23 protein-coding genes are annotated in these 25,116 nt (G+C 33.5%); 11 read left to right on the top strand and 12 right to left on the bottom strand.

Annotation, left to right across the window (positions count from 1 at the left end):
- Window positions 1-12 precede the first annotated feature (12 nt).
- Entirely contained in the window at window positions 13-813 is an 801-nt protein-coding gene (locus ACTU6T_RS01470) for a lysophospholipid acyltransferase family protein (protein ID WP_460219488.1), read from the top strand.
- Between the two features lie 3 nt (window positions 814-816).
- Here the strand turns inward: ACTU6T_RS01470 and ACTU6T_RS01465 are convergent, their stop codons facing one another.
- From ACTU6T_RS01465 to ACTU6T_RS01455, 3 genes are read right to left on the bottom strand one after another with little or no spacing between them, the layout of a single operon-like run.
- Window positions 817-1,296 carry a hypothetical protein gene (locus tag ACTU6T_RS01465; RefSeq protein ID WP_460219487.1) on the bottom strand — a complete coding sequence of 160 codons (480 nt, stop codon included), beginning with the start codon at window positions 1,294-1,296 and terminating at the stop codon, window positions 817-819.
- Between the two features lie 3 nt (window positions 1,297-1,299).
- Entirely contained in the window at window positions 1,300-1,938 is a 639-nt protein-coding gene (locus tag ACTU6T_RS01460) for a hypothetical protein (protein ID WP_460219486.1), read from the bottom strand.
- Between the two features lie 4 nt (window positions 1,939-1,942).
- Complete coding sequence (locus tag ACTU6T_RS01455; RefSeq protein WP_460219485.1) at window positions 1,943-2,437, bottom strand: RNA polymerase sigma factor; 495 nt, start codon at window positions 2,435-2,437, stop codon at window positions 1,943-1,945.
- A gap of 133 nt (window positions 2,438-2,570) precedes the next feature.
- On the opposite strand from ACTU6T_RS01455, the gene ACTU6T_RS01450 reads away from it, so the two are divergent.
- On the top strand, window positions 2,571-3,842 hold the full coding sequence (locus tag ACTU6T_RS01450; protein WP_460219484.1) for an NAD(P)/FAD-dependent oxidoreductase: 1,272 nt from the start codon (window positions 2,571-2,573) through the stop codon (window positions 3,840-3,842).
- Between the two features lie 130 nt (window positions 3,843-3,972).
- Here the strand turns inward: ACTU6T_RS01450 and ACTU6T_RS01445 are convergent, their stop codons facing one another.
- A complete protein-coding gene (locus tag ACTU6T_RS01445) occupies window positions 3,973-4,659 on the bottom strand; it encodes a lysoplasmalogenase (protein WP_460219483.1) in 687 nt (228 codons plus the stop codon).
- A gap of 138 nt (window positions 4,660-4,797) precedes the next feature.
- On the opposite strand from ACTU6T_RS01445, the gene ACTU6T_RS01440 reads away from it, so the two are divergent.
- Together ACTU6T_RS01440 and ACTU6T_RS01435 are read left to right on the top strand one after the other, a co-directional pair.
- A complete protein-coding gene (locus tag ACTU6T_RS01440; protein WP_460219482.1) occupies window positions 4,798-6,948 on the top strand; it encodes a TonB-dependent receptor in 2,151 nt (716 codons plus the stop codon).
- A 93-nt stretch (window positions 6,949-7,041) separates the two neighbouring features.
- Window positions 7,042-7,770 (top strand): energy transducer TonB, encoded by a 729-nt coding sequence (locus tag ACTU6T_RS01435; protein WP_460219481.1) that lies wholly within the window; start codon window positions 7,042-7,044, stop codon window positions 7,768-7,770.
- A gap of 93 nt (window positions 7,771-7,863) precedes the next feature.
- Here the strand turns inward: ACTU6T_RS01435 and ACTU6T_RS01430 are convergent, their stop codons facing one another.
- The 3 genes from ACTU6T_RS01430 to ACTU6T_RS01420 all read right to left on the bottom strand — a co-directional run bounded on the left by ACTU6T_RS01430 (window position 7,864) and on the right by ACTU6T_RS01420 (window position 12,831).
- The gene (locus ACTU6T_RS01430; protein WP_460219480.1) at window positions 7,864-11,139 is read right to left on the bottom strand and encodes a glycosyl hydrolase; all 3,276 of its coding nucleotides are present in this window, start codon (window positions 11,137-11,139) and stop codon (window positions 7,864-7,866) included.
- A gap of 115 nt (window positions 11,140-11,254) precedes the next feature.
- Window positions 11,255-12,220: a gliding motility protein GldB-related protein gene (locus ACTU6T_RS01425; protein WP_460219479.1), complete on the bottom strand. Its 966-nt coding sequence runs from the start codon at window positions 12,218-12,220 to the stop codon at window positions 11,255-11,257.
- Window positions 12,221-12,270: 50 nt separating this feature from the next.
- Window positions 12,271-12,831, bottom strand: a complete 561-nt coding sequence (locus ACTU6T_RS01420) for a thioredoxin family protein (protein ID WP_460219478.1) — start codon at window positions 12,829-12,831, stop codon at window positions 12,271-12,273.
- Between the two features lie 36 nt (window positions 12,832-12,867).
- Between ACTU6T_RS01420 and ACTU6T_RS01415 the strand changes: the two genes are divergently transcribed.
- From ACTU6T_RS01415 to ACTU6T_RS01405, 3 genes are read left to right on the top strand one after another with little or no spacing between them, the layout of a single operon-like run.
- Complete coding sequence (locus ACTU6T_RS01415; protein WP_460219477.1) at window positions 12,868-13,203, top strand: tRNA-binding protein; 336 nt, start codon at window positions 12,868-12,870, stop codon at window positions 13,201-13,203.
- A gap of 3 nt (window positions 13,204-13,206) precedes the next feature.
- On the top strand, window positions 13,207-14,118 hold the full coding sequence (locus ACTU6T_RS01410) for a bile acid:sodium symporter family protein (protein WP_460219476.1): 912 nt from the start codon (window positions 13,207-13,209) through the stop codon (window positions 14,116-14,118).
- On the top strand, window positions 14,115-15,146 hold the full coding sequence (locus ACTU6T_RS01405; protein ID WP_460219475.1) for a 1-acyl-sn-glycerol-3-phosphate acyltransferase: 1,032 nt from the start codon (window positions 14,115-14,117) through the stop codon (window positions 15,144-15,146). The genes ACTU6T_RS01410 and ACTU6T_RS01405 overlap by 4 nt, the downstream gene beginning before the upstream one ends.
- Here the strand turns inward: ACTU6T_RS01405 and ACTU6T_RS01400 are convergent.
- The 3 genes from ACTU6T_RS01400 to ACTU6T_RS01390 form a co-directional block, all read right to left on the bottom strand.
- Complete coding sequence (locus ACTU6T_RS01400) at window positions 15,141-17,642, bottom strand: M14 family metallopeptidase (RefSeq protein ID WP_460219474.1); 2,502 nt, start codon at window positions 17,640-17,642, stop codon at window positions 15,141-15,143. The genes ACTU6T_RS01405 and ACTU6T_RS01400 overlap by 6 nt on opposite strands.
- A gap of 82 nt (window positions 17,643-17,724) precedes the next feature.
- Window positions 17,725-18,120 (bottom strand): PUR family DNA/RNA-binding protein, encoded by a 396-nt coding sequence (locus tag ACTU6T_RS01395; protein WP_460219473.1) that lies wholly within the window; start codon window positions 18,118-18,120, stop codon window positions 17,725-17,727.
- 66 nt (window positions 18,121-18,186) lie between these two features.
- The gene (locus tag ACTU6T_RS01390) at window positions 18,187-19,941 is read right to left on the bottom strand and encodes an ABC transporter ATP-binding protein (protein WP_460219472.1); all 1,755 of its coding nucleotides are present in this window, start codon (window positions 19,939-19,941) and stop codon (window positions 18,187-18,189) included.
- Window positions 19,942-20,071: 130 nt separating this feature from the next.
- On the opposite strand from ACTU6T_RS01390, the gene ACTU6T_RS01385 reads away from it, so the two are divergent.
- The 4 genes from ACTU6T_RS01385 to yajC all read left to right on the top strand — a co-directional run bounded on the left by ACTU6T_RS01385 (window position 20,072) and on the right by yajC (window position 23,129).
- Entirely contained in the window at window positions 20,072-21,175 is a 1,104-nt protein-coding gene (locus ACTU6T_RS01385) for a Glu/Leu/Phe/Val family dehydrogenase (RefSeq protein WP_460219471.1), read from the top strand.
- Window positions 21,176-21,299: 124 nt separating this feature from the next.
- Window positions 21,300-22,211: a transcription antitermination factor NusB gene (gene nusB / locus ACTU6T_RS01380; protein WP_460219470.1), complete on the top strand. Its 912-nt coding sequence runs from the start codon at window positions 21,300-21,302 to the stop codon at window positions 22,209-22,211.
- A 126-nt stretch (window positions 22,212-22,337) separates the two neighbouring features.
- Window positions 22,338-22,835 (top strand): DUF1573 domain-containing protein, encoded by a 498-nt coding sequence (locus tag ACTU6T_RS01375; RefSeq protein WP_460219469.1) that lies wholly within the window; start codon window positions 22,338-22,340, stop codon window positions 22,833-22,835.
- Between the two features lie 3 nt (window positions 22,836-22,838).
- The gene (gene yajC, locus ACTU6T_RS01370; RefSeq protein WP_460219468.1) at window positions 22,839-23,129 is read left to right on the top strand and encodes a preprotein translocase subunit YajC; all 291 of its coding nucleotides are present in this window, start codon (window positions 22,839-22,841) and stop codon (window positions 23,127-23,129) included.
- 64 nt (window positions 23,130-23,193) lie between these two features.
- Here the strand turns inward: yajC and ACTU6T_RS01365 are convergent, their stop codons facing one another.
- Complete coding sequence (locus ACTU6T_RS01365; RefSeq protein WP_460219467.1) at window positions 23,194-23,793, bottom strand: YdeI/OmpD-associated family protein; 600 nt, start codon at window positions 23,791-23,793, stop codon at window positions 23,194-23,196.
- The gene (pepT, locus tag ACTU6T_RS01360) at window positions 23,793-25,037 is read right to left on the bottom strand and encodes a peptidase T (RefSeq protein ID WP_460220732.1); all 1,245 of its coding nucleotides are present in this window, start codon (window positions 25,035-25,037) and stop codon (window positions 23,793-23,795) included. Before pepT ends, ACTU6T_RS01365 begins: the two co-directional genes overlap by 1 nt.
- Between the last annotated feature and the right edge of the window lie 79 nt (window positions 25,038-25,116).

The following is a 25,116-nucleotide window of genomic DNA, read 5'->3' as shown; positions in this document are numbered from 1 at the left end:
AACTATCAATTAATGGGATTATTTAAAAGAAACCCTTTTGGGCACATACTTTTTGTAAAAAAATGGCTAATTAGAATTCTCGGCCTCCTAACACATAGGCGTTTTAGAGGATTTAATGAACTTCAAATCGAAGGGTCAGACATCATTAAAAACCTTCCCGATACTAACGTTTTATTTATTTCAAATCATCAAACCTATTTTGCTGATGTAATCGCTATGTTTCATGTGTTTAATGCAAGTCTTAGTGGGCGACTAGATAATATTAAGAATGTAGGATATTTATGGAATCCTAAACTCAATATGTATTACGTAGCAGCCAAAGAAACCATGAAGGCTGGACTTATACCTAAAATATTTGCTTATACAGGATCTATTAGTATCGAACGTACTTGGCGATCACAAGGAAAAGATGTTAACCGTCAGGTAAAGATGAGTGACATCACGAGTATTAAAAGAGCCTTAGATGACGGTTGGGTTGTTACCTTTCCTCAAGGTACTACAACACCTTTTAAACCAATTAGAAAAGGAACGGCACATATCATTAAGCAATACAAGCCTGTTGTTGTCCCTATCGTTATTGATGGATTTAGACGTTCGTTTGATAAAAAGGGGTTACGTGTTAAAAAGAAAAATGTATACCAATCTTTTGAAGTTAAAGCACCTTTAGAAATAGATTATGAGAATGAATCTATAGCAGATATTGTTGAAAAAATTGAATATGCCATCGAACAGCATCCGTCGTTTTTAAAAGTAATTCCTCAAGAGGTTCTAGAAGAAAAAGAACGCCTTAATAGAGAACTTCGCGACTGGTAGAGATTAGTGGTCTTTACTGTCTATGTCTGTTTTGCTTTCTGAGGTCTTTAATGCTATTTCTGTTCTACAAATAGCATCAAATAGAAATATCAACCCAAGAAATAAAAAGAACTTTGACCAATCAAAGCAAAGGGATAATACTATAAACATTACGCCAATTAAAAACATTGAATTGGATGAATTGGTATCTGGCGAACTGGTTTTTGGAGTCCCAATTTCGGAATAAAAATTAATGACTTTTTCGTCTTTTAGTTCCCCGTTTAAAAACAAGCTAATGGTAACGTTACCAAGCGCAAAACTTTGCTTAGACTCAATGTGAATCGTTTCTAAAACTCCATTAATCATTAGTTCAAAGGTATGAACACGTTTACCTAAAGAGAGTTTTTTAGAAATCTTTTTACCATTGAGTAAAATCGTTTCTATTCCTAACCAATTTATGGTATAGGTAATAGCATGATTCTCAATATTAAAGGTTGCTTCCATGTTTTATACTTCTAATTTTTTCAGCTCTTTATAATTTCTATTTAATCGTTTTAATAGAATTCCATAAATGATGCGATAGAACAACCAAAAAACAATTAATAAAACTAGTGTAGCAATAATCATTGTCATGGTTGCAATGAACATTTGCTTACTTGAAAACTCAGCAAACTGTTGCGATATTTCAGGGTTTTTATAAACCATATAATATAAGCCATAAGACATCGATAAAAAGAGAGCTACTAAATTGTAGATTACATAATACTTGATGATTTTTCTGGTTCTAAGAATATTTTCCATTAATGTTTTTGCATTATCTGTTACTGAAATGGATTTATAAGATCGATAAAGCAAGTACACAAATATTAAAATTATAGAATAGGTGAAAATTGTTAACCCAAGTAATACAGCGCCATTTCCATACATGGCTTCTAGTTCGGCTCTATATTCAGCAGATGCAAAATAAGGATACGTATTAATCAATATCCAGAACGCTAATTCACCTAAACTAATATAGAAGAGTGTCTTCACAATTGATGATGATTTTTTATGCATCATCGGGTAAATCTCTTTACTAGACAATCTAACTTCGTCTTTGGGAACTCCAGACTGCCAATCCTTTTTTAATAAATCTAATTCATCCATAATATCACGGATTTAGTATTGTTTTTAATTTCTTCTTAACCCTATTCATTTTAACACGAGCATTCACTTCTGTTATACCTAAGGTTTCACTTATTTCACTATAATTTTTATCTTCTAAATACAAAAACACTAGTGCTTTTTCAATATCATTAAGCTGATGTACCGCTTTATATAATAATTTGAGTTGCTGCTCTTCGGTGTCATCATAAGCTTCCGATTTTATTTTAAAAGAGACACTCTCAAATTCTTGAGTCTTTATACTTCGTTTAGACTTTCGGTATAATGTAATTGCGGTATTTAAACCTACACGATACATCCAAGTGCTAAACTTTGCATCACCTCTAAATTTTGGATATGCCTTCCATAATTGTATAGTAATCTCTTGAAACAAATCATTATGCGCATCTTGGTTATTAGTATATAATCTACATACTTTATGCACGATGTTTTGATGCTTTTCAAGCAATTCAACAAAACTATGTTCGAGTTCTTTATTCAAATTTTGATCAGTTAGTTATCTATAAGTAGCATTATAATTTAAAACGTTACATCGCAATAAACATTAATTTAAAAATAAGGGTTTAACAGCTGTAAATCGTATCTTTGTAAAAGTCAGTTTAAGGCACTTTTTTATGAATATTCCTGAATCTAATTATCCAAGAATCGTTATCATAGGTGGTGGTTTTGCAGGTGTCAATTTAGCAAAATCATTAGCAAACAAAAACTTACAAGTCGTTTTACTTGATAAACATAATTACCACACGTTTCAACCACTATTATATCAAGTGTCTAGTTCAGGTTTAGAGCCCGATTCAATTGCTTATCCACTAAGAAAAATAATAAAAAAGCATAAACAATCTTTTTTTAGATTGGCTAATGTTGAGAAGATTAACACCAAGTACAATTCGATTGATACAAATATTGGTAGTATCAAATATGATTATTTGGTTATCGCTACTGGGACAAAAACTAATTATTTTGGTAATACAGCAATTGAAGCAAATAGTATGCCTATGAAGAGTGTACCTCAAGCACTTAATATTAGAAGTTTAATTCTTCAAAACTTTGAAAAAGCAGCCATAGCAAATTCAGATGAGCAGCGTAAAGCGTATCTTAATTTTGTGATTGTTGGAGGAGGGCCAACTGGCGTAGAATTGGCAGGTGCCATTGCCGAGCTTAAAAACCATGTATTACCACGAGAATATCATGACTTAAATACCAATGATATGCACATTCACTTGTTAGAAGGTGCAAATCGTGTATTACCACCAATGAGTGAACATGCCTCTAAAAAAGCAGAAAGCTTTCTAAAAAGCCTTGGGGTTAAAGTACATACAAATACATTTGTTACTAATTATGATGGATTGAAAGTGACAACCAATTCTGATTTGCAATTTCAAACCGAAACTTTAATATGGGCAGCTGGTGTTACTGGCGCACCAATTAAAGGACTAAAAGCTGGATCTATCAAGGAGAAAACCAATCGTTATCTCGTTAATCGTTTTAACCAAATTGAAGGTTATGACAATATCTTTGCGATTGGAGATATTGCGTTTATGGCCACAGAGAACTATCCAAATGGACATCCACAAGTTGCTCAGCCAGCTATTCAACAGGGTAAGCTTTTAGGGAGAAACCTAATAAGATTTGCTAAAAATCAATCACCTAAACCATTTACATATCATGATAAAGGCTCTATGGCTACAATTGGTCGCAATAAGGCTGTAGTCGATTTAAAGCATTTTAAATTTGGTGGGTTCTTCGCATGGTTTATCTGGATGTTTATTCACCTTATGTCGCTCGTTGGCTTTAGAAATAGAGTGATTGTTTTCTTTAATTGGACCTATAATTATATCAACTTCGATAAAGCAGCGCGACTTATTATAAGACCGTTTAAAAAATAGAATTTGGGCGTTAACAACCTTCATTTGTGTTGCAGTTGGTCAGGCTGTTCACTATATCTTTTTTGTTTTTATTAAAACCCTTTCGACTGCGCTCAAGGTGACAACACAAAAAAGGATGTCGTTACCATCCTTAACGCATGGTTTTAGATAACTTCAAGAGTCCAAAAACAATGAAATATTGTGCTAAAGCATAGGTCGTCATAATGCTAATACCTGAATAAGCGAGTGGTTTGTAAAATTTATTTAATGCCAAAATGCTATCAGAGATCATAAATAAAATAGCACCTAAAAAGACAAGCATATAACTCCATGTCGTTACATTACCTTTACGTAAAAATGCCGTTGTAGCCATACTCAAAATGACAACCATATAAACGACAACAGGAATGAGCATGTCTTGAAGTCCATTTTTTAGAAAGTAAAACAATCCAGCAGCATACAGTAATAAGAAGATGATAAAACCTATTGGGTTTGTATTCTTGCTTCTATGTTTTAAAAAAACCAATACATACATGATGTGTGCAATTAAAAAGGCAACAAGCCCAAATAGAAAATAATTTGGAGATTTGTTTACAAACATTAATAAACTATCTCCAGCTAGAGAAAACACTAATGCTAAAGTTGTTAAAATTCGTATTGCGTTATTGATGTGATTACTGTTTAGCCAGAAAAAAGTGAGTAATGACAATGTTATGGCTGGCTTAGTCAAGTAATGTGCCTGAGTTAATGAAGCGGTGTTGTCACAAACCAATTCTGCAACAACAATCAGGAAAAAAATAATGCTAAAGGTAATTTCAGATTTTGAAAGTGTAATCATATCGTTATGAATTAATCAGTTTTCAAAAATATGCAATTCAGCATTCAATTTTAACAATTCAGTAAAATAGAATTTAATTCACAGTCTTTGTTTTACATCTTTGACCTATCAAAAACGAACAGTTAAAAATCATCAACCATGAGATCAATAATCAAATTCTTAGTTATTCTTATTACAACAGTATCTTTTGCGCAAACCACAGTGAGTGGGAAAGTCATCGATTCTAAACATCAACCTATTGTAGGAGCCAATGTGTATTTGGATGGAACCTATGATGGAGACACAACAGATGAGAACGGCAATTTTAGTTTCTCAACCAGTGAAACAGGAACTCAAGCTTTAATCATTTCTTATTTGGCGTATGAGACTAAAACCATTGTAGCCAATGTAACTACTTTTAATAAGCTTCAAATCAAACTAAAGGATGATATGGAAGCTTTAGATGCTGTAGTCATTTCTGCAGGAACCTTTGAAGCAAATGATAACAGTAAAGTATCTGTATTGAATTCTTTAGATGTTGTAACTACAGCTAGTGCGCTTGGAGACTTTGTTGGCGCATTACAAACCCTGCCTGGAACTTCTACAGTTTCTGAAGACGGCCGACTATTCGTAAGAGGAGGTGATGCTAACGAAGCTCAAATTTTTATTGATGGTATTCGTGTGTTTACACCGTATTCACCAACAACTAATAATATACCAACACGAGGACGATACTCACCATTTTTATTTGATGGAATAACTTTTTCAACAGGAGGGTATTCTGCCGAGTATGGTAATGCATTGTCTAGTGTTTTGTTATTAAATACTATAGATGAGCCAGATCAAAATAAAACTGATATTGGTATTATGAGTGTGGGAGGAAGCTTAGGTCATACAAAAAAATGGGATAAAACGTCTCTAAGTGTGAATGCATCTTATATTAATCTTGCACCTTACTTAGCTGTCTATTCAGATCGTAATGATTGGCACAAGCCTTATGAAGGAGCTCAAGGAGAGGCTGTGTTTCGTCAGAAATTTGAAAACGGAATGCTGAAATTTTATGCTGCTTTTGATGCTGCTAATTTTGAGCTAACACAAGACGATATTAATATTACTGAAGGTGTACGATTTAAACTTAATAATAAAAATTTCTATGCTAATACATCTTATAAAGGTGTCTTAAGTAATGGATGGTCTATGCATACAGGATTAAGTTATACCATTGCAAAAACAGATATTGAGGTTATAGGTAATGATATTCAAAATGATGAAAAATCGGCTCATGTAAAATTGAAGTTTAAAAAGCGTTTTAATAGCAGATTTAAACTCAGTTTTGGAGCAGAGCATTTTACAACGAAATTTGACGAAGCATTTTCAAATAATGACTTAAATGTGTCTTACGGCTTTACGAATAACAATACAGCCGCTTTTGCTGAATCTGATATTGTATTTAGTAAAGACTTTGCCCTTAAATTAGGAGTTAGAGCAGATCATTATGCCTTATCAGATGAGTTTCAAATAGCGCCAAGAGCATCAGTAGCTTATAAAACGTCAAAAAACGGGCAATTATCTGTAGCCTACGGAAATTTTTATCAGAATGCCAATAATAATATTTTGAAGTTCAATTCCGAAGTGCAAACTCAAAACACGGCACATTATATTATGAATTATCAGCATGTTACTGATGGCCGAATTTTCAGAGCTGAGGTGTATAGAAAAGAATATAATGACTTAGTAAAGTTTGATACCCAAATGGAAAGTTTTGATTCTAACTTCGATAATACAGGCTCAGGTTATGCACAAGGTTTAGATTTGTTTTTTAGAGACAATAAAAGTATTAAAAATGTCGACTATTGGTTGAGTTATTCTTACCTAGATACAGAACGTAATTACCGTAATTATCCCACACAAGCACAACCAGGTTTTGCGAATACTCACAATTTCTCAGCTGTTGCCAAGTATTGGATTAATGATTGGAAAAGCCAAGTTGGATTTGCTTATACCTTTGCTTCTGGGCGTCCTTATGATAACCCAAATGCAAATGAGTTTTTAGGAGAAATGACGAAAAGTTATAATAGTTTAAGCCTAAATTGGGCCTATTTAATAAGTCAACAAAAAATCTTATATGTCTCTGTAAATAATGTCTTAGGGTTTAAAAATATTAATGGATATCAATATGCAAATACACCAGACATGAATGGTAATTTTGCTAGACGTAGTTTGCGTCCTGCTGCAGACCAATTCTTCTTTGTAGGGTTCTTTTGGACTATTAGTGATAATGGTACTGATAATCAATTGGATAACTTGTAAGTTTCTGAAATTCATAGGTTTGTGATATGATAATTATCATATTTTTTTAGACTGATATGCAGTAACTTAGAGTAAATCATAAATCTCAAAGTTATGCAAGTCAAGAAAAATCCAGAGGTTGAAGTGGGTAGAAATAGTAGTCTGTATTTTGCAATTGGTTTAAATCTAATGTTGTTAACAACATACCTTTTGTTTGAACATAAATTTTATGAGTCTGATGCGTATGTTGTAGAGCAATTACAATTAGACGATTTTGATCAAGAGGATATAGAAATTATTAATCTTAATACACCGCCACCACCACCTCCAGCTGCTCCGGCAATTGTTCCTGAGGATATAAAAATTGTTGAGGACGTTGTCGAAATTGAAGAAACTATTATCGAAAGTAGTGAGATTGGACAAGACGATATCATTGCTGATGTTGTTAGTGTAGAAGAGGTTGAAGTCGAGGAAGTTGAAGAAGATATTGAAGTGCCTTTTGCAGTCATTGAAGATATTCCTGTATTTCCGGGTTGTGAGAATGGCTCTAAAGCTGAAAAAAAAGCATGTTTCGAGAAGTCTATTAAAGCTCATGTTAAAAAGCACTTTAAATATCCTGATACAGCTTTAGAATTAGGGATATACGGTAAAGTCTATGTCCTTTTTGCAATAGATAAAAACGGGCAAGTTTCAAAGATAAAAACAAGAGGCCCAGATAAGATTCTTGAGAAAGAAGCTGCTCGTATCATTGGATTATTACCTAAAATGACACCTGGTAAACAACGAGGACGATCTGTTAGTGTACCTTATAGTATTCCAATTAGCTTTGTACTAAAAGAGTAAATAGTTCTTTTAACGTTTTGTATAACACTTATAAAAAAATCGGATAATTGAATATTATCCGATTTTTTATGGTTTTCTATTAAAAAATTAAATCTAGTTCTTATAACCTCGTCCTGGTGTATAAGGTGCGCCAGATTTTATAAGTTTGTCTTCTAATTGTTTTAGATCAATATTAAATATAGCTTCAGCTTTTTGCTTTAATGCTGTAATTTTTGTTTTAGCAATAGCATAGCTGTCTTTGTGCGTCTGCGTAGGAGCTGAGGTAGAATATTTTTGTTCGTAGCTCATTACTCCAATACGAGCTGCGGGACTCTTAGGTTGACTAATATCTAATTTGTTTTTTACTGGATCACCATAAAGCGCTACATTGAGATTATTAATTTTATCTTCAATAGTTTTTACCGATTTTGATAGTTCTCCATATGGTAACTCAGATCGTTTAATAGCAGCTTTAATATGTTTTAATCTAGTGTTCGTTTCACCAATTATTTTTTGACAAGCTTCTAAGTCGGCCTCAAGTCGCAATACCTGTTTTTGAAATGCAACTTTTGCTGCTCTGTCATCAGCTGGCATAACTGTGTTTTCTAGAGCAACAACTTCAAAAGAAACTGGAGCAACTAACTGACGCATATCTCCGTTCTGATACAAGTCCATTTCAACAGTATAAGTCCCAGGAGTGACAAGTGTACCTTCGTCTACCGTTGCCCAAGGATTATAAAATGCAGGCTTTTTTAAATTAATAGGTGTTTGAAGTGTGTATCTTAAATCCCAATGGAAACGTTGTAAGCCTTCTTTAGGGGACTTAAAATCCTTTTTTACCACATTGCCTTGGCTATCTTTAATGGTAAAGACTAAGGATGGTTTGTCTTCTTCCATTTCAGCTTTTAAAGAGGTGTAATCTGGATAATTTGCATCTATTTGGTTTTTGATAAGTTCTTTTTCTTTTTCAGTACGTTGATCTTTTAATGATTTAAAAGTATCTCCATAATAATAAGTAATAATAGCCTCAGGACCTAAGTTTGGAGCTGTGTAAAAATTATCGCCTTGGAATGACTTTCCTGGTAAACCTAGAGGAAGACTTCGTTCCCAACTCAAGGCTTTTCTAACAGGATAAATTATAGCATCTTCTGAAGGTTTTTTGTTTTCTATATTTCGAAGTGCAGAATAATCATCCATAACGTAAAACCCTCTTCCAAATGTTCCTAATACTAAATCATTTTCGCGTTCTTGAATAGCTATATCTCTTACAGCTATGGTTGGCAATCCATTAGATAGTTCTTTCCAACGTTGCCCTTGATTTGGAGAAAAGAATGCGCCATATTCTGTTCCGCAGAAAATCAAATCTTTATCAACATGATCTTCTTCTATCGCATAGATACTACCTTTTTTTGGTAAGTTACTGCTTATCGATGTCCAGGTTTTTCCTTTATCATTAGATTTAAAAATATAGGGTTTAAAATCTCCATATTTGTGATGGTTGAATGCCACATATATGACATTAACATCGTGCTTTGATAAGTATACACTATTGACATAGGATTGATTTGGAGCTCCAGAAATATTAGATATGGCTCTCCAGGTTGATCCTCCATTTTCAGAAATATGGATAAGTCCATCGTCTGTTCCAGCAGCAATCAAATTTTCGTCAATTGGAGACTCAGATAAAGCAACAATACTACCATAAAGTGAGGTAGAGCCATTTTTTGCAACTGCATCAATACTAACAATACGGTCGTAAACTTTCAATGTGTTTCGATCTATTTGACGACTTAGGTCGTCACTAATGACTTCCCAGCTATTTCCATAATCATTAGATCTAAATACTTTATTAGCTGCAAAGTACAAGCGTCCCGAAGCATGTCTGCTCACTACTAATGGTGAGTCCCAATTAAATCGGTAGCTATTTTCATTCTCACGTTCAGTAGGTTGAATCCCCATAATTTCCCCACTTTTTTTGTCGTAGCGTACCAAAAATCCATATTGAGATTGTGCGTAGACAATATCTGGATTATTAGGATCAATTTGAGATTCAAACCCGTCACCACCATTAGTGATAAACCAGTCAAAATTTGTAATGCCATGATCGGTAAGTACACGAGAAGGTCCTCCAATACTGAAGTTGTCTTGAGTGCCTCCATAAACATTATAGAATGGATAGTCATTATCAACAGCAACTTTGTAGAATTGTGTTACAGGTATATTTTCTTTAAAATCCCATGTTTTGGCGGCGTCAAAGGTTTCGTAAACACCACCATCACAACCAACAAGCCAGTGTTTGTTATTGTTTGGATCTATCCACATGCAATGATTGTCTACGTGTTTAGTAACTTCACCTACATGTTCAAATGTCTTTCCGCCATTGTGACTTACAGACATCCATGTATCCATCGAGTATATAGTATTTTCATCAATAGGATCTGCAATGATTTCTTGATAATAGTTTCCACTAGTTTTATGAGAACCTCTTTTTTCCCAACTTGCACCTCTGTTTGTAGAAGCAAAAAATCCACCTTTCCCATCTGCAGCTTCAACGATGGCATAAATGATTTCAGGATTGGCAGGAGAAATGGCTAATCCAATACGTCCTAGTTCTGTCTTTGGTAAGCCAGTATTAATTTCGATCCAAGTATTACCTCCATCGGTACTTTTATGCATGCCAGAACCAGGACCTCCACCAACATAAGTAAATACATGTCGTCTACGTTGAAATGTTGATGCATACAAAATATCTGGATTTCTAGGATCCATTTGAACATCGTTGACTCCAGTATGCTCATCAACGGTAAGAATGGCTTCCCAAGTTTGTCCGCCATCGGAAGTTCTATATAAACCACGATCACCTCCTTTGCTCCATAAAGGACCAATAGCAGCTACATAAACGATATCAGAATTTTCTGGGTGAACAATGATTCGACCAATGTGTTCAGAGGTCTCTAACCCCATATTTTTCCATGTTTGTCCTCCATCAATAGATTTATATACGCCATCACCATAGGATACAGAACGTTGATTGTTATTCTCACCACTTCCAACCCAAATGACATTAGAATTATTTGGATCTATGGTGATACATCCAATAGAGTAGGAGCCTTCATTGTCAAATATTGGAGTATACTCAACTCCTGCATTAATTGTTTTCCAAACCCCTCCAGCCGAAGATGCTACATAGTACTCAAAAGGATTGTTTGGGTTTACTGCAATGTCTGAAATTCTTCCAGAAGTTAATGATGGCCCAATACTTCTCCATTTGAGGCCATCAATTTTAACCTTATCTAAAGGTTGCGAATCATCTTTTTTAGATTTTTGTGCATTAGTGTATTGCAAGCTCATCATGATAATGGCAAGCAATAAAATGGTTGATTTTTTCATTGTTATGATATTATAAACGATTAAAATAGGTTGTTGATTCGTTAGGAAATGGGCAAGACGAAGTTCGACATTTTTATTGATAACAACAAGTCTGAAATGTTAAGATGCTTAAGTGTTATAAACCACCATTATAGTTACTTAACTCCAATAGTTTTTCACTGTTAGAGCTGTCAAGCATAAAGGCAATTGCTTTATGTTTATCTTTAGCATCATTGTAAAATTTTTCACAAATCTTAAATCCCATAAAATACCCTAAGTCAGGCGGTATGTCTGTACGGTCATAATTATAAAACCAGTCGGTTTTGATATATTGGTATTTAATGTCTAGGTCGCCTAAGAATTTTACCCATAATGATGATTCATTTGCTTTTCCGTAGGCATAAGTTTCCAAAAGAGAAGATGGTAATTTTCCCGTTTGGAGGTACATTAAAAAATCGGCAGAACCCTCACAAATCGATTTTGATAGCAAAGTCCTAGTATTGATGTTTTTTTGATTAACATGTACTTGTTCATGGACAACTAAAGGAATTAATGACTCATAATGGTTTATGTTTTTAAGCTGATCATCATTAAATAAAAATGCTGATTTTGTGTGTTCACTTCGTGCGTTTTTTTCAAGCTGAATAATCATTGTACTATCTATTACTGTCCCGGCACGTTTAAACTGTCCCATTACAAAGTAAATATCATTGAATTGGGCATCTGGATATAATTTTTCAAAATCACGCAAATGAGATCTTATGTTTGAAGTGTCTTTTTTAGAGTTTAGGGTTATCGATTTAATAGAGTTAAAGAATACAGTGTCTTTCATAAAAGTAGCATAATCCGATGCTGTTAATTGGTCTTTTTTAATCAGTAATTTTAAGCCTTTGCTACTTTTGTTGATATAGTGGTGTTGGATGATTTTTGTACGTTCACTATGGTCTTTTAAGGTTTTAATTTTGTCGTAAGCACTCCAGAAATTATCAATATCCTCAAAGTGCATTTCTATGCTGTTACAATCTTTTGAAGCATCATTGCTGCAATTAAATAGGCTCGTAAAAATTAGCAATAGTATGCAAAATTGAAGTTGTAGTTTCATAGACTGATTTTGATAAAAACGAAAAACTTAAACACTTATTTTGACAAAGTTTAACCTTGTTTCCATTTAATATTACAACCGATACTTGGTTTTTGTGCTTCGGGAATAGACTCATTATTTAACATGCTATCTAATACATTTCTTATGTCCTTTCCAGTAACTGGAATGCCATTACCTGGTCTTGAATCATCCAATTGACCGCGATAAACTAATTTTAGATGAGTGTCAAACACATAAAAGTCAGGTGTACAAGCAGCATCGTAAGCTTTTGCTATATCTTGGGTTTCGTCATACAAATATGGAAAAATAAAATTGTTATTTATAGCATTCTGTTTCATTAAATGAGGGGAGTCTTCAGGGTAATTTTCAATATCATTACTCGAAATTGCAATACAGTTTATTCCTTTTGAAATATAATTTTTTGCAAGTATAGATAAAGCATTGTTGATATGTTTTACAAAAGGGCAATGGTTGCAAATGAACATTATAATCGTGCCATTTACACCTTTAGCATCCTGTAATGATAGTATTGTGTTATCTATTGTATTGATGAGTTTGAAATCTGGAGCTATTGTTCCTAGAGGAAGCATATTAGAAGGAGTTAAGGCCATAGATTAGATGTTAAGATTAATTTGTAAGTTTAAAGAATGGATAATATAGTAACTTTCGAAGACTTCACAAAAGTCGATTTAAGGGTAGGAACAATAATTGAAGTCAATGATTTTCCTGAAGCTCGAAACCCATCATATCAGCTTATTATTGATTTTGGGGATTTAGGAATTAAAAAATCATCTGCACAAATCACAATGCTTTATACAAAGGAACAATTATTAAACAGGCAGATAATTGCGGTTGTTAATTTTCCGAAGAAGCAAATAGCTAAATTTATGAGTGAGTGTTTAGTATTAGGTGCTGTACGTGACAAAGAGGTCATTCTGTTGCATCCAGAGCAGATCGTCAAAAATGGGTTAACAATAAGCTAGTACATGGAAGACTTAGATAAGGTAAACATTCAGTTTGATACTGAAAGTCTATGGATTTTAAATACGGCTTTAGCATTAATTATGTTTGGCGTGGCTCTTAGTATTTCTATTAGCGATTTTAAAGTTTTGCTTAAGCAACCTAAGGTTGTCTTGGCTGGAATAGTGTCCCAATTTGTGTTATTGCCTTTAGTTACATTTTTACTAATTATATTAGTGAAACCACAACCAAGTATCGCTTTAGGAATGATGATGGTCGCAGCTTGCCCTGGTGGGAATATTTCAAATTTCATGACACATTTGGCAAATGGGAATACAGCATTATCTGTGAGTCTTACAGCTATTGGAACATTATTAGCAATAATTATGACGCCATTAAACTTTCAATTGTATGGTCATTTGTATGAACCCACAGCCCTACTATTAAAACAGGTTGCGTTAGAGCCTTTTGAGCTTGTTAAATTAGCCCTTTTGATTTTAGGAATTCCACTGATACTAGGTATGTCAATGAGATTTAAAAACAAACTTCTCGCAGACAAATTGTCTAATGTACTTAAGCCAGTTTCAATAATAATTTTTATTGCAATTGTAATCATTGCATTTTCCAAGAATATGGAGGTGTTTAATGCCTATATTCAACATGTTTTAACGCTTGGGGTTACTCATAATATCCTGGCTATTGTTCTTGGTTTTTTTGTTGCAAAAGGTTTAGGTTTATCCTTTAAAAATCAAAAAACATTAGCTATAGAAACAGGTATACAAAACTCAGGTTTGGGCTTGTTGCTTATTTTTACATTTTTTAGTAACCTTGGAGGTATGGCTATAATTGCCGCTTTTTGGGGAATTTGGCATATTATATCTGGCTTGTTTTTGGCCTTGTTTTGGAGTTGTAAACCCTCAAAAATTATTAAGAATTGAAACAGTTATGGTTATTTAGTGTACGCGCTTATTTGCGTTTAGGGTTGTTCTTTTACTTTAAAAAAATAGAGGTGGCCAATGCGAATGTGATTCCAAAAGATAAGTCAGTGTTATTTTTGGCCAATCATCAAAACGCATTATTAGATGCCTTACTTATCGCAACAAAAAATGGTCGGTTTTCCTACTTTTTAACACGAGCAGCCGTATTTAAAAAACCTATGGTGAGTAGGGTGTTGAAAAGCCTTCAAATGCTTCCTGTGTATCGTATAAGAGATGGCTGGGGAAATTTGACTAAAAATAATTCGATATTTTCTAAGAGTTCTGAATTGTTAAGTCAAAATGAAGCGGTTGTGATTTTTCCTGAAGGGAGTCATAATCTAAAGCGAACAGTTAGACCCTTGAGCAAAGGGTTTACTCGTATAGTATTTGAAACACTAGAACGGTATCCTGAGACTGAACTCCATTTGATTCCTGTAGGGCTTAATTTTCAGCATGCAACCCAGTTTAGCGATAGTGTGCTTATCAATTTTGGAACCCCTATGCTAGTCAATTCTGATGTGTTAAAACATGAAAACAATCAAGTTTCTCACTTGAAATCAAAAGTTGCTTTACAATTAAGGCAACTTACAACGCATGTCGATACCAATGATTATGATAAAATAATACAACAATTACATAACTTGAATGTCGATTTTACAAAGCCTGAAGCTGTTAATGCTTGTATAGCGAGCAATTTTAAATTTTGTAAGCAAGAACCTCCAAATCGATATCAGTATTTAAAGAAGGTGTTTAAGATTTTGCTAATAATTAATTTATGCTTGCCTTATGTTATTTGGAAATTTGTTGCTCAACCAAAAATTAAAGAAATTGAATTTACATCTACATTTAGGTTTGCAATTGCTATCACTTTAGTGCCACTTTTTATCATTTTTGTGATGCTTAGTTTAGGGTTGATCTTGCATCTCAAATTTGCACTTATGTACCTTTTCAATGTATTCCTACTAGCTTTGTTATCAATAAAATTATAACTCTTCTCTAAAAAATATAGCGTTCATCATAAGTTTGTTAGTGCCATACCAAAACGCCCTAAAATTTGTATTGTCGGTAAATACGACTACAGTTCCTCGACCTAAACCTTTAGATTTATAAGGTACTGTTAATGCCAGACTATCTAAATTCGGTTTAGAAATATAACCACTTAACAGTGGGGCTTTAGTATACCTAATAGGGTTGTTATAGCTTTGTTTATCAGCTTTCATAAACAAGGTGTTATTTCTAAATAATGCTATTTTATCATTTTTATATCCAAAGTTTATAGGGTGAGATCGGTCGATGTCTGCTTCAAAAATGGCGCCGCCAATCACTTGCGCTCCTCTAAAATCACCACGTTGTTCGAAAGCGATGTCTTTAGCTTCTAGCTCCATCTTTTTAAAATCTAGTTTTATAAATTCATTCGATTTTAACCAATTTAAGGCACTGCGATATCCAATTAATGTGCCACCTCTTTGAACCCATTCCTTAAGCTGTTTTGTAGCACTTGCTCCAGGAGAACCACTCGGTAAAATGATAGCGTTATAGCGACTTAAATCAACACGATTTAAAGATCGTGTATCTAGTTTTGTTAACTTTATATCATAACGCTGGTCAAAAGCATGCCAAATTTCGCCTGCATCATAGCTCCTAATGCCATCACCAACAATCATTGCTACTTTTGGCTGTTCTATAGCTCTAAATTGGCTGCTGCCTAAATCAATACCTTTTGTTAATCCGGTGCTTACAGCATCAATATCGATATGACTTTCTTTAGCAATCTTTTGCAAGAATGTATACAGCTCGTCTATAGATTTATTTTGATTTTGGACAGGAATTAATATAGTACCATAATCATATGCTTTTCCATTCATACTGAATTGCTTCATCCCAACTTTAGCGCGTAAGCCACTTTCTAATATAGCGTTTAGTGCCTTAGGAGAGTAATATTCATGCCATTCCATTAAATACGCGTAGTTACTTTTTGAGGTTACTGAACCTGGCTTTAATTGTAAACCACTAATTTTTTCTCCTGCGTTAGTGGTTGAAATATCTTCAGAATAGTCTAATCCGAATGCCAATGGGAAGGTCCAAGCCGATACATCATAAAACAAGCTATCTTGAAACTTGGTACGCTTTTCAAACATAGCATTGATTAATCTTATGTTCTTTTGGTTCTTAGGAATTACATAGGCATTCCCTTTTTTAAAGCGTTTTCCATTACTTACGATATCAGATTTCAATTCATGAATATCTATTTTATGACGGTTTAAAATTTCAGCTAAATGATATGTTTTTGCTGCATCTTTTTCATCGCCAAAAACAATGGCTTTTCCATGTTCTTTATTTGCTTCTGCTCTGGCATTTTTATAAAAATCATGCTGGTATTGGAGAATCTCCTTACGCATTCCTTTAGCAGCAGCCAGTGTAGATAATGCTGTAGTAAATTGATTTCTTATAGTGTAAGGAAATGTCAAAATACCATTATCACTTTCTTGAGCGTGCCCACGAGAACTTGCTTGTTCAAATAGGATTCCAATACTCCCGTTAATATCTGGAAAGGTAGATCCTTTTCCGTAGTAAAAATCATCAAAATTCTCTTCGGTGTAATATAGAGACCCAATTTTATCTAGAGCTTCAGCATGATAATTTCCAATGTTTTTTGTGAGTTCTTGATTTAGTTTTGGCGTTAATGGATGAGTTCTTGATGGAATTCCAGGCTGAAAAAAGAAACTAGCATTAGTTCCCATTTCATGATGGTCTGTTAAAATATTTGGTAGCCATTTATGAAAACTTGCAATTCGTACTCGAGATTCTGGAAGTTGTACAGGAAGCCAATCACGATTCATATCAAACCAGTAATGATTTGTTCTCCCACCAGGCCAGACTTCGCGATATTCTCTATCATTAGGATCTGGGTTTAAATTATCACTTTTATTGGTGTTTGCCCAATAAGCAAAACGTTGTAATCCGTCTGGGTTATAAGATGGATCAAATAGAATCACAGTTTGATCAAGGAGTTCTGTAACGTCACTACTTTCGGCAGCCGCTAAATAATAAGCAACCAAGAGTGCTGCATTTGAACCACTAGGTTCATTTCCATGGATAGAAAACCCTTGGTAAACGACTATTGGCATATTGTTAGTTTCTACTGAATTACTTTCTGTAGAAGCTAGATGTTTTTGTCTGATATCCTCAAGATTGATATGGTTTTTTGGAGATGTAATTGTGAGTAGAAGTAGAGGTCTGTCTTCAAACGTCGACCCTCGATTTTCAATAGAAATTCTATCTGAAGCCTTTGCTAAAGCTTCCATATACTGTACTAGTTTGTCATGAGTTACATGCCATTTGCCAACTTGATGACCAATTACCGATTCTGGTGTAGGTATGTTTTTGTTATATGTAGTGTTTTGCGGGAGGTAATATGATAAGTCTAATTGTTGTGCATTTAGTTGAAGTAGGCTAAGTGCAAGTAGAAGGAAAGTTAGTCTCATAATAAAAGTTAGTTAAGGTATAAAAATATAAAAACCGCTATTCATAGAATAGCGGTTTAGTATAATTTAACAAAGTGAAGCACTATATGTCTTCAAAATTGATGTCTGTAAATTTATCTGCAGAATCAGAATCGGTATTAGATTCTGAGCTTTCAGTATTGTTATCTGAATAGTCTTCTTTTTTGAAATCTTTTTGATGACGCTCACTAATTACTTCGTCTCCTTTTTCAGAAATAATGTAATCTGTCATTTCTCTTAAAATCTCATTAAACTCTGAAAAATCTTCTTTATACAAGTAGATTTTGTGTTTTTTATAATGAAACGAACCATCATCGTTGGTAAATTTTTTACTTTCTGTAATCGTAAGATAATAATCTCCAGCTTTGGTTGCTCTTACATCAAAAAAGTAGGTTCTTCGTCCTGCTCTTAATACTTTTGAATATATTTCCTCTTTTTCCATCATTCCGTGATCACTCATAGCTATTTTTTTTTGTTTTGAATGCGCATCAAAAATCTAAAAAAAAAGATTAGTAAACAACAAAAATTATAATTCTTTTGTACTTAGCTGTTTCAAGTAAAGTTCTTTGTAGTAACCATCAGTGTTAGCTAAAGATTCGTGTGTTCCGTTCTGGATGATTTTACCATCTTCAAGCACGATAATTTTATCAGCATCTTTAGCAGAAGATACACGATGGCTTACAATGATTGTAGTTTTTCCTTTGGAAATTTTACGCAAACTTTTGAGTATTTTTTCTTCTGTTTCGGTATCTACAGCAGATAAGCAATCATCAAATAACATGATTTGTGGTGCTTTAATAATTGCTCTAGCAATTGAGATTCTTTGTTTTTGACCACCTGATAAGGTTATTCCACGTTCTCCTAAAATGGTTTGATATCCTTTTTTAAATGCTTTGATGTTTTTGTGTACGTCTGCAAGTTTTGCAGCATTAATGATGTCTTCTTCGCTAGCATCTTCTTTACCGAACTTAATATTATTTTCAATAGTATCTGAAAATAAAAAGGCATCTTGAGGTACATATCCAATATTATTTCTTAAGCTTTCGAGATTTATTTGACTTATGGCAGTGTTATCAATCGTAATACTACCTTTTTGAACATCATATAAGCGTCCGATCAGATCCAAGATGGTAGATTTACCAGATCCTGTTTTTCCTAAAATAGCTAAAGTTTCTCCTTTGTTAAGAGAAAAACTAACATTGTCTAGTGCTGTAATATTAGTGTCTGGGTAGATGTAAGTAACATTATTAAATGCGATATCACCATTAATGGTAGTAGACATTGGATTGAGACTCTTTATTTCGGGTTCTTGTTTTAAAAACTCATTGATTCGCTTTTGAGAGGCTTCTGCTTGTTGTACCAAATTTGTAACCCAGCCAACCGTTGCCACTGGCCAAGTTAGCATGTTGACATAAATTAAAAATTCGGCAATAGTTCCTATTTCTTCAATTTCACCATTAATGTATTGCATGCCACCTACGTATGCAACCAATATATTACTTACACCAATGAGCAAAATCATAGACGGAAAAAATAAGGCTTGCACTTTGGTTAAATCTATTTGTTTTTGTTTGCTTTCTTCGGATAGGGCATTAAACTCATCAAAATTAGGACCTTCAATTCCATAGGATTTAATGACTGAAATTCCACTAAAAGATTCTTGAGTAAACGTTGATAAATGTGATAAGTATTCTTGTACAATTCTACTACGTTTGTTGATGACACGACTTAATTTGTAAATAATAAAAGAAAGAATTGGTAATGGTAAAACGGTATATAAAGTCAGTTTTGGTGCTACACTTAACATGTAAATAAGTGCAACAATGAAAAGCGTAATAGTATTAATGGTGTACATGATGGCTGGCCCACAATACATTCTTACTTTACCAACATCTTCACTAATTCTATTCATTAGATCTCCAGTTCTGTTAGCTTTATAAAAATTAAGCGATAAGTTTTGATATTGTTGGTAAACTTCATTTTTTAGATCATATTCTATGTAGCGAGACACATTTATGATGGTTTGCCGCATTAAAAATGTAAAGATGCCAGTAACAATTGCAGCTCCAATGATATAATAAATATGTAAAGCTAATTGCTCTTTAAAGACAGAATTGGAGATTTCATTATTGTACGCTTTCGATATAATCGTAATTGCTTTGCCTAAAAATCTAGGCATAAAAAGTGCAAATATTTTTGCGCCAATGGTAATTAAAATTCCAAATAACAACCTATAACGATACTTAAAAAAGTATTTGTTGATATGTTTTAGTTCTTTCATTTATTATTTGAGGCTTGTTTTTAGCGATTTAATAAATTAACATACTTATTTTTGCTAATACTCCAATATTGAGTTATTTTTGCTCGCTATTTTATACATAATGTAAAATAGCTTCTAAATCTAAATTTACATGACATCAGATGTTATCAGTTCTAAAGAACTTTCAAAAGTAGATCCAGTTTTTGGTCAGTTATCTTTTGATAATCATGAACAAATAGTTTTTTGCAACGACAAAGATACTGGTTTAAAAGCAATAATAGGAATTCATAACACAGTTTTAGGACCTGCACTAGGAGGTACGAGAATGTGGAATTATAATAACGAATGGGAAGCACTTAATGATGTTTTACGTTTGTCTCGTGGAATGACCTTCAAGTCTGCAATTACTGGACTCAATTTAGGAGGAGGAAAAGCTGTGATTATAGGCGATGCTAAAACTCAGAAGACTCCAAAGCTCATGAGAAGGTTTGGAGAGTTCGTACATTCACTAAGCGGGCGCTATATTACAGCAGAAGATGTGGGTATGGCTACAGAAGATATGGATACTGTTAGAGAGGTAACACCTTATGTTACTGGTATATCTGAAAGTAAAGGTGGCGCAGGAAACCCTTCTCCAATTACTGCTTATGGTGTGTTTATGGGAATGAAAGCAGCTGCTAAATTTAAGTATGGAAGCGATATTCTTGAGGACAAATCTGTATTTGTACAAGGTATTGGACATGTTGGTGAAGCCTTAGTTGAACATTTAATGAACGAAGGTGCTCGTGTTACCATTTCTGATATCAATCAAGAGCGTTTAGAGTCTGTAAGTTCTAAGTATGGTGTATCTATTTATAATGGGAATGATATTTATAGTGAGTCTATGGATATTTATGCGCCTTGTGCTTTAGGAGCAACCATTAATGATGATACTATTTATAAACTCAAGGCAGATATTATAGCTGGTGCTGCAAATAACCAATTAGCCGATGAGGTAAAACATGGTCGTTTGTTGCAAGAGCGAGGTATTTTATATGCTCCAGATTTCTTAATCAATGCTGGTGGAATTATTAATGTGTATGCTGAGTTAGAAAATTACGGAAAACAAGAAATTATACGTAAAACAGAAAATATCTATAATACGACTTTAGAAATTTTTGAAGGAGCTAAGCAAAATAATGTAACGACCAATGTCTCTGCATTAACCATTGCAAAGCAACGTATAGCTAACCGAAAAGAAGAACAAGGAAAATAATCTAAATATTTTTATAGGATTAAAATAATAGTATTTTTGCAGAGCGAAAGAGATTCACTTTCGCTTTGTTAATTTATAGCTCTTTGCAACCATGTTAAATAGACGACACATTCGTATTAAAGTTATGCAAACACTTTATGCTTCTAATGGCATTGAAAGTGATAACATCAAAACCAATGAGAAATTTCTACTTCAAAGTCTAGATAACATGTACGATTTATTTATTGCACAGTTGTCTCTTTTAGTTGAAGTCCATAAAAAATCTAAAGATCGTTTAGAGAAAACACAAAAAAAACTCTTAGCAACTCAAGAGGATAAAAACCCTAATTATAAGTTTATTAATAATGAAGTTCTTGTAATGCTAACTTCAAATGAAGCATTAAAAGACACTATTGAATCTCAAAAAGAAAACCTTTGGTATTTAGATTTTGAGTATGTTGACGTTATTCTTAAGTCCATCTTAGAAAGTGACATTTATAAAGATTATATGTCAACTAAAACATCAACCTTTAAAGAGGATAAAAATTTTGTTATTGATGTGTTTACTGAAATCATAGCACCTAACGATAAATTGTATGATTATTTTGAAGACAAGCAAATTACTTGGTTGGATGACCTTCCGGTTGTGAATACTGCTATTTTGAAACTTCTTAAAAAGGTCAAGGTATCAACAGAAGGAAAATACTTTACGCCTCAATTATTTAAAGATATAGAGGATAAAGATTTTGGTGTTGATTTATTGAAAAAAACCATCCTTAATCAATCAAGTTTTAGTGATGAAATCTCAGCTAAAACTAAAAATTGGGATGCCGAACGAATTACTCAAATTGATACCGTCTTAATGCAAATGGCTATTTGTGAGTTTCAAAAATTCCCTTCAATACCAGTCAAAGTAACGATTAATGAGTATTTGGAGATAGCTAAAGAATATTCAACACCTAAGAGTAGCAATTTTATAAATGGTATTCTTGATAAGATCGTTAAAGAGTATACTGAAGAAGGAAAACTTAACAAAATGGGGAGGGGATTGATGTAAACCTTCAGGTTTTATAAGCATTATACTGTTAATGTTTTGTTTGAAAATGGACTAAAAATTTTAATTAGATGAAATAATTAGTACATTTGGCTTCTCGAATCAAAGAAATAATTAAAAATTATAGTAATGAAAAAAGCAATTTTAGCATTAAGCGCATTATGTTTGGTAGCGTTTACATCTTGTAAAGAAGATGCAACAAGTAAAATCAATCAAGATAACGTTGCTGCTGCTGCAGAAAGAGACGCAAGTGCTGCAGACTATCCAGTGATCGCATTTGAAGAAACTGAACATGATTTTGGAACTATCGTTAATGGTACTCCAGTAGAAACAAAATTTAAATACACAAACACAGGTAAAACACCTTTAGTAGTTAGTAACATTAAAAGTACTTGTGGATGTACTGTACCTTCAGATTGGAACAGAGATCCATTAGCACCAGGTGAATCTGCAGAATTCACTGTAAAGTTTAACGGAAAAGGATCTAACCAAGTTCAAAAGACAATTACATTAACTACGAATACTGAAAAAGGTTCTGAACAAGTTAAGATTAAAGCTTTTGTTGAAGCAGATCCAAATGCACCAACTAAAGCTGGTAAAGCTTCAATTCAATCTGTAGGTAAATAATATATGGGTTCAATTGGAGATTTTTTACCTTTTATAGCCATGTTTGCTGTGGTGTATTTCTTTATGATTGCACCTCAAATGAAACGCGCAAAGCAAGAAAAGTCATTTGCTGCAAGCTTAAAAAGAGGTGATAAAGTTGTAACTAAAAGCGGTATGCACGGTAAAATAGTAGACCTTAATGATAAGGACAATAGCTGTGTTATCGAGACACTTGCTGGAAAGATAAAGTTTGAACGTTCTGCAATTTCAATGGAAATTAGTAAGAAGTTAAATGCTCCAGCAACTGTAAAATAGAATTTTAAAATTCAATAATAAAAAACTCCGAAATTTAATTTCGGAGTTTTTTTATATCTAGTACTTAACAATTTTTGTATTTATCATTAAGGCCTACGCCTTGTATAATCATAGGTGTAATTTTTTCTATACGTGAAATTTTGGTAGCCTCACGTTTGGCTTGAGAAATATACTCGCAATATTCACGTTGCTTACCTGGAGTTAAAGCAGTAAAACTTGTATTCAATATTGGATTTGAAGACAAAACCTTTTGTAATTCAGTGGGGATTTCAATAGTTTTTGTTTTTCGAATGGGTTTTAGTTCACGTCCTAATCGCTGATTTTTTATAGCTTCTTTTACATAAGATAAAACAGCCCCTTCATTAATATCGATTTTGGTTTCAAATCGCATTTGTCGCATCGCTTTAGTCTTATTTTCTTGAGCATTAATTAAAAGTTGATGCTCATCTTTTAGAAACACGCCTTGATGAAACCATAAACAAAAGTGCTTCTTAAATGCACCAATACCAATTACATTTTTTCCATTGAGACAATAAGTGGGCATACTCCATTTTATGGTCTCTACTAATTCAGTAGTATTTATGATATTACGGAGAATGGTTAACTCTTCTGCAAAGTGTGGATTCACTTCAATATACTCTTCTACGGAATAGATTTTTTGCATTATATTTTTGATTTATCTGCAGTTAATTCTGCAATTTTGCAAATAACTTCTGTGGCTTTTATCATACTTTCTACTGGGACATATTCATAGCGTCCATGAAAATTATGTCCACCAGCAAATATATTAGGACATGGTAAGCCCATATAGCTCAGTTGTGAACCATCAGTTCCACCGCGTATAGGTTTTATTAAAGGCTCAATTCCTAATTGTTTCATCGCTTCCTCAGCAGTATCAACAATATGCATAACAGGTTCTACTTTCTCTTTCATGTTAAAGTACTGATCTTGTATCTCTATACGTATCACTTCGCGCTCGTATTGTGCATTAATCTCATTGGTTAATTTTTGCATCACTTCTTTACGAGCTTCAAAATGTGCCATGTCATGATCTCTTATGATATATTGTAAAATGGTTTCCTCAACTTTACCTTCAATACTATACAAATGAAAAAAGCCTTGATAGCCTTCAGTGTGTTCTGGAGTTTCCATACGCGGTAATGAGTTGATAAATTCGGTAGCGATATACATCGAATTTACCATTTTACCTTTAGCATAACCTGGATGTACTATTTTACCTTTAATAGTTACTTTGGCACCTGCAGCATTGAAATTTTCGTATTCTAGCTCGCCAATTTGGCTACCATCCATAGTATAAGCCCAATCTGCACCAAATTTTTCAACATCAAATTTATGTGCACCGCGACCAATTTCTTCGTCGGGAGTAAATCCTATCCTTATATCACCATGTTTAATGTGAGGATTATTTATGAGATATTCCATAGCAGATACTATTTCTGTGATACCAGCTTTATCATCAGCACCTAAAAGTGTAGTGCCGTCTGTAACAATTAAAGTTTGCCCTTTATATAAAAGTAAGTCTTCAAAATAATCTGGTGACAATATGATGTTTTCGACTTCGTTTAATAGGATATCATTTCCATCATAATTGTCAATAATTCTTGGGTTTACATTTGCTCCAGTGAAATCTGGAGAGGTGTCAAAATGGGATATAAAACCTATAGTTGGAACATCATGGTCAACATTACTAGGTAAGGTTGCCATGATATAGGCATTGTCATCAATTGTGACATCAGACATGCCAATTTCTTCTAGCTCTTTAGCAAGGGCATTAGCCAAATCCCATTGTTTTGCTGTGCTTGGTGTTGTGTCACTTGTTGGGTCAGATTCTGTATCTACGGTAACGTAACTTATAAATCGTTTTATAATGTGTTCTTTGGAGATCATATAGTTTAAAATTATAATGGTATTATGGGTTTGCAGGCATTTAAATAAAAATGTATAAGGTTTGGGATGGAAGTTAATG

Source organism: Psychroserpens citreus, from assembly GCF_055686305.1.
Note: the sequence above shows the minus strand (reverse complement) of the source record. Positions and strands in the feature narration are given on the sequence as shown.

Coding starts and splice junctions, on each gene's coding strand:
- ACTU6T_RS01445 (WP_460219483.1), bottom strand. CDS start 4,659: ATGATTACACTTTCAAAATCTGAAATTACCTTTAGCATTATTTTTTTC.
- ACTU6T_RS01420 (WP_460219478.1), bottom strand. CDS start 12,831: ATGGCCTTAACTCCTTCTAATATGCTTCCTCTAGGAACAATAGCTCCA.
- ACTU6T_RS01440 (WP_460219482.1), top strand. CDS start 4,798: ATGAGATCAATAATCAAATTCTTAGTTATTCTTATTACAACAGTATCT.
- ACTU6T_RS01425 (WP_460219479.1), bottom strand. CDS start 12,220: ATGAAACTACAACTTCAATTTTGCATACTATTGCTAATTTTTACGAGC.
- nusB (WP_460219470.1), top strand. CDS start 21,300: ATGCAAACACTTTATGCTTCTAATGGCATTGAAAGTGATAACATCAAA.
- ACTU6T_RS01395 (WP_460219473.1), bottom strand. CDS start 18,120: ATGAGTGATCACGGAATGATGGAAAAAGAGGAAATATATTCAAAAGTA.
- ACTU6T_RS01430 (WP_460219480.1), bottom strand. CDS start 11,139: ATGAAAAAATCAACCATTTTATTGCTTGCCATTATCATGATGAGCTTG.
- ACTU6T_RS01460 (WP_460219486.1), bottom strand. CDS start 1,938: ATGGATGAATTAGATTTATTAAAAAAGGATTGGCAGTCTGGAGTTCCC.
- ACTU6T_RS01465 (WP_460219487.1), bottom strand. CDS start 1,296: ATGGAAGCAACCTTTAATATTGAGAATCATGCTATTACCTATACCATA.
- ACTU6T_RS01400 (WP_460219474.1), bottom strand. CDS start 17,642: ATGAGACTAACTTTCCTTCTACTTGCACTTAGCCTACTTCAACTAAAT.
- ACTU6T_RS01435 (WP_460219481.1), top strand. CDS start 7,042: ATGCAAGTCAAGAAAAATCCAGAGGTTGAAGTGGGTAGAAATAGTAGT.
- pepT (WP_460220732.1), bottom strand. CDS start 25,037: ATGATCTCCAAAGAACACATTATAAAACGATTTATAAGTTACGTTACC.
- ACTU6T_RS01450 (WP_460219484.1), top strand. CDS start 2,571: ATGAATATTCCTGAATCTAATTATCCAAGAATCGTTATCATAGGTGGT.
- ACTU6T_RS01410 (WP_460219476.1), top strand. CDS start 13,207: ATGGAAGACTTAGATAAGGTAAACATTCAGTTTGATACTGAAAGTCTA.
- ACTU6T_RS01390 (WP_460219472.1), bottom strand. CDS start 19,941: ATGAAAGAACTAAAACATATCAACAAATACTTTTTTAAGTATCGTTAT.
- ACTU6T_RS01385 (WP_460219471.1), top strand. CDS start 20,072: ATGACATCAGATGTTATCAGTTCTAAAGAACTTTCAAAAGTAGATCCA.
- ACTU6T_RS01470 (WP_460219488.1), top strand. CDS start 13: ATGGGATTATTTAAAAGAAACCCTTTTGGGCACATACTTTTTGTAAAA.
- ACTU6T_RS01365 (WP_460219467.1), bottom strand. CDS start 23,793: ATGCAAAAAATCTATTCCGTAGAAGAGTATATTGAAGTGAATCCACAC.
- ACTU6T_RS01375 (WP_460219469.1), top strand. CDS start 22,338: ATGAAAAAAGCAATTTTAGCATTAAGCGCATTATGTTTGGTAGCGTTT.
- yajC (WP_460219468.1), top strand. CDS start 22,839: ATGGGTTCAATTGGAGATTTTTTACCTTTTATAGCCATGTTTGCTGTG.
- ACTU6T_RS01415 (WP_460219477.1), top strand. CDS start 12,868: ATGGATAATATAGTAACTTTCGAAGACTTCACAAAAGTCGATTTAAGG.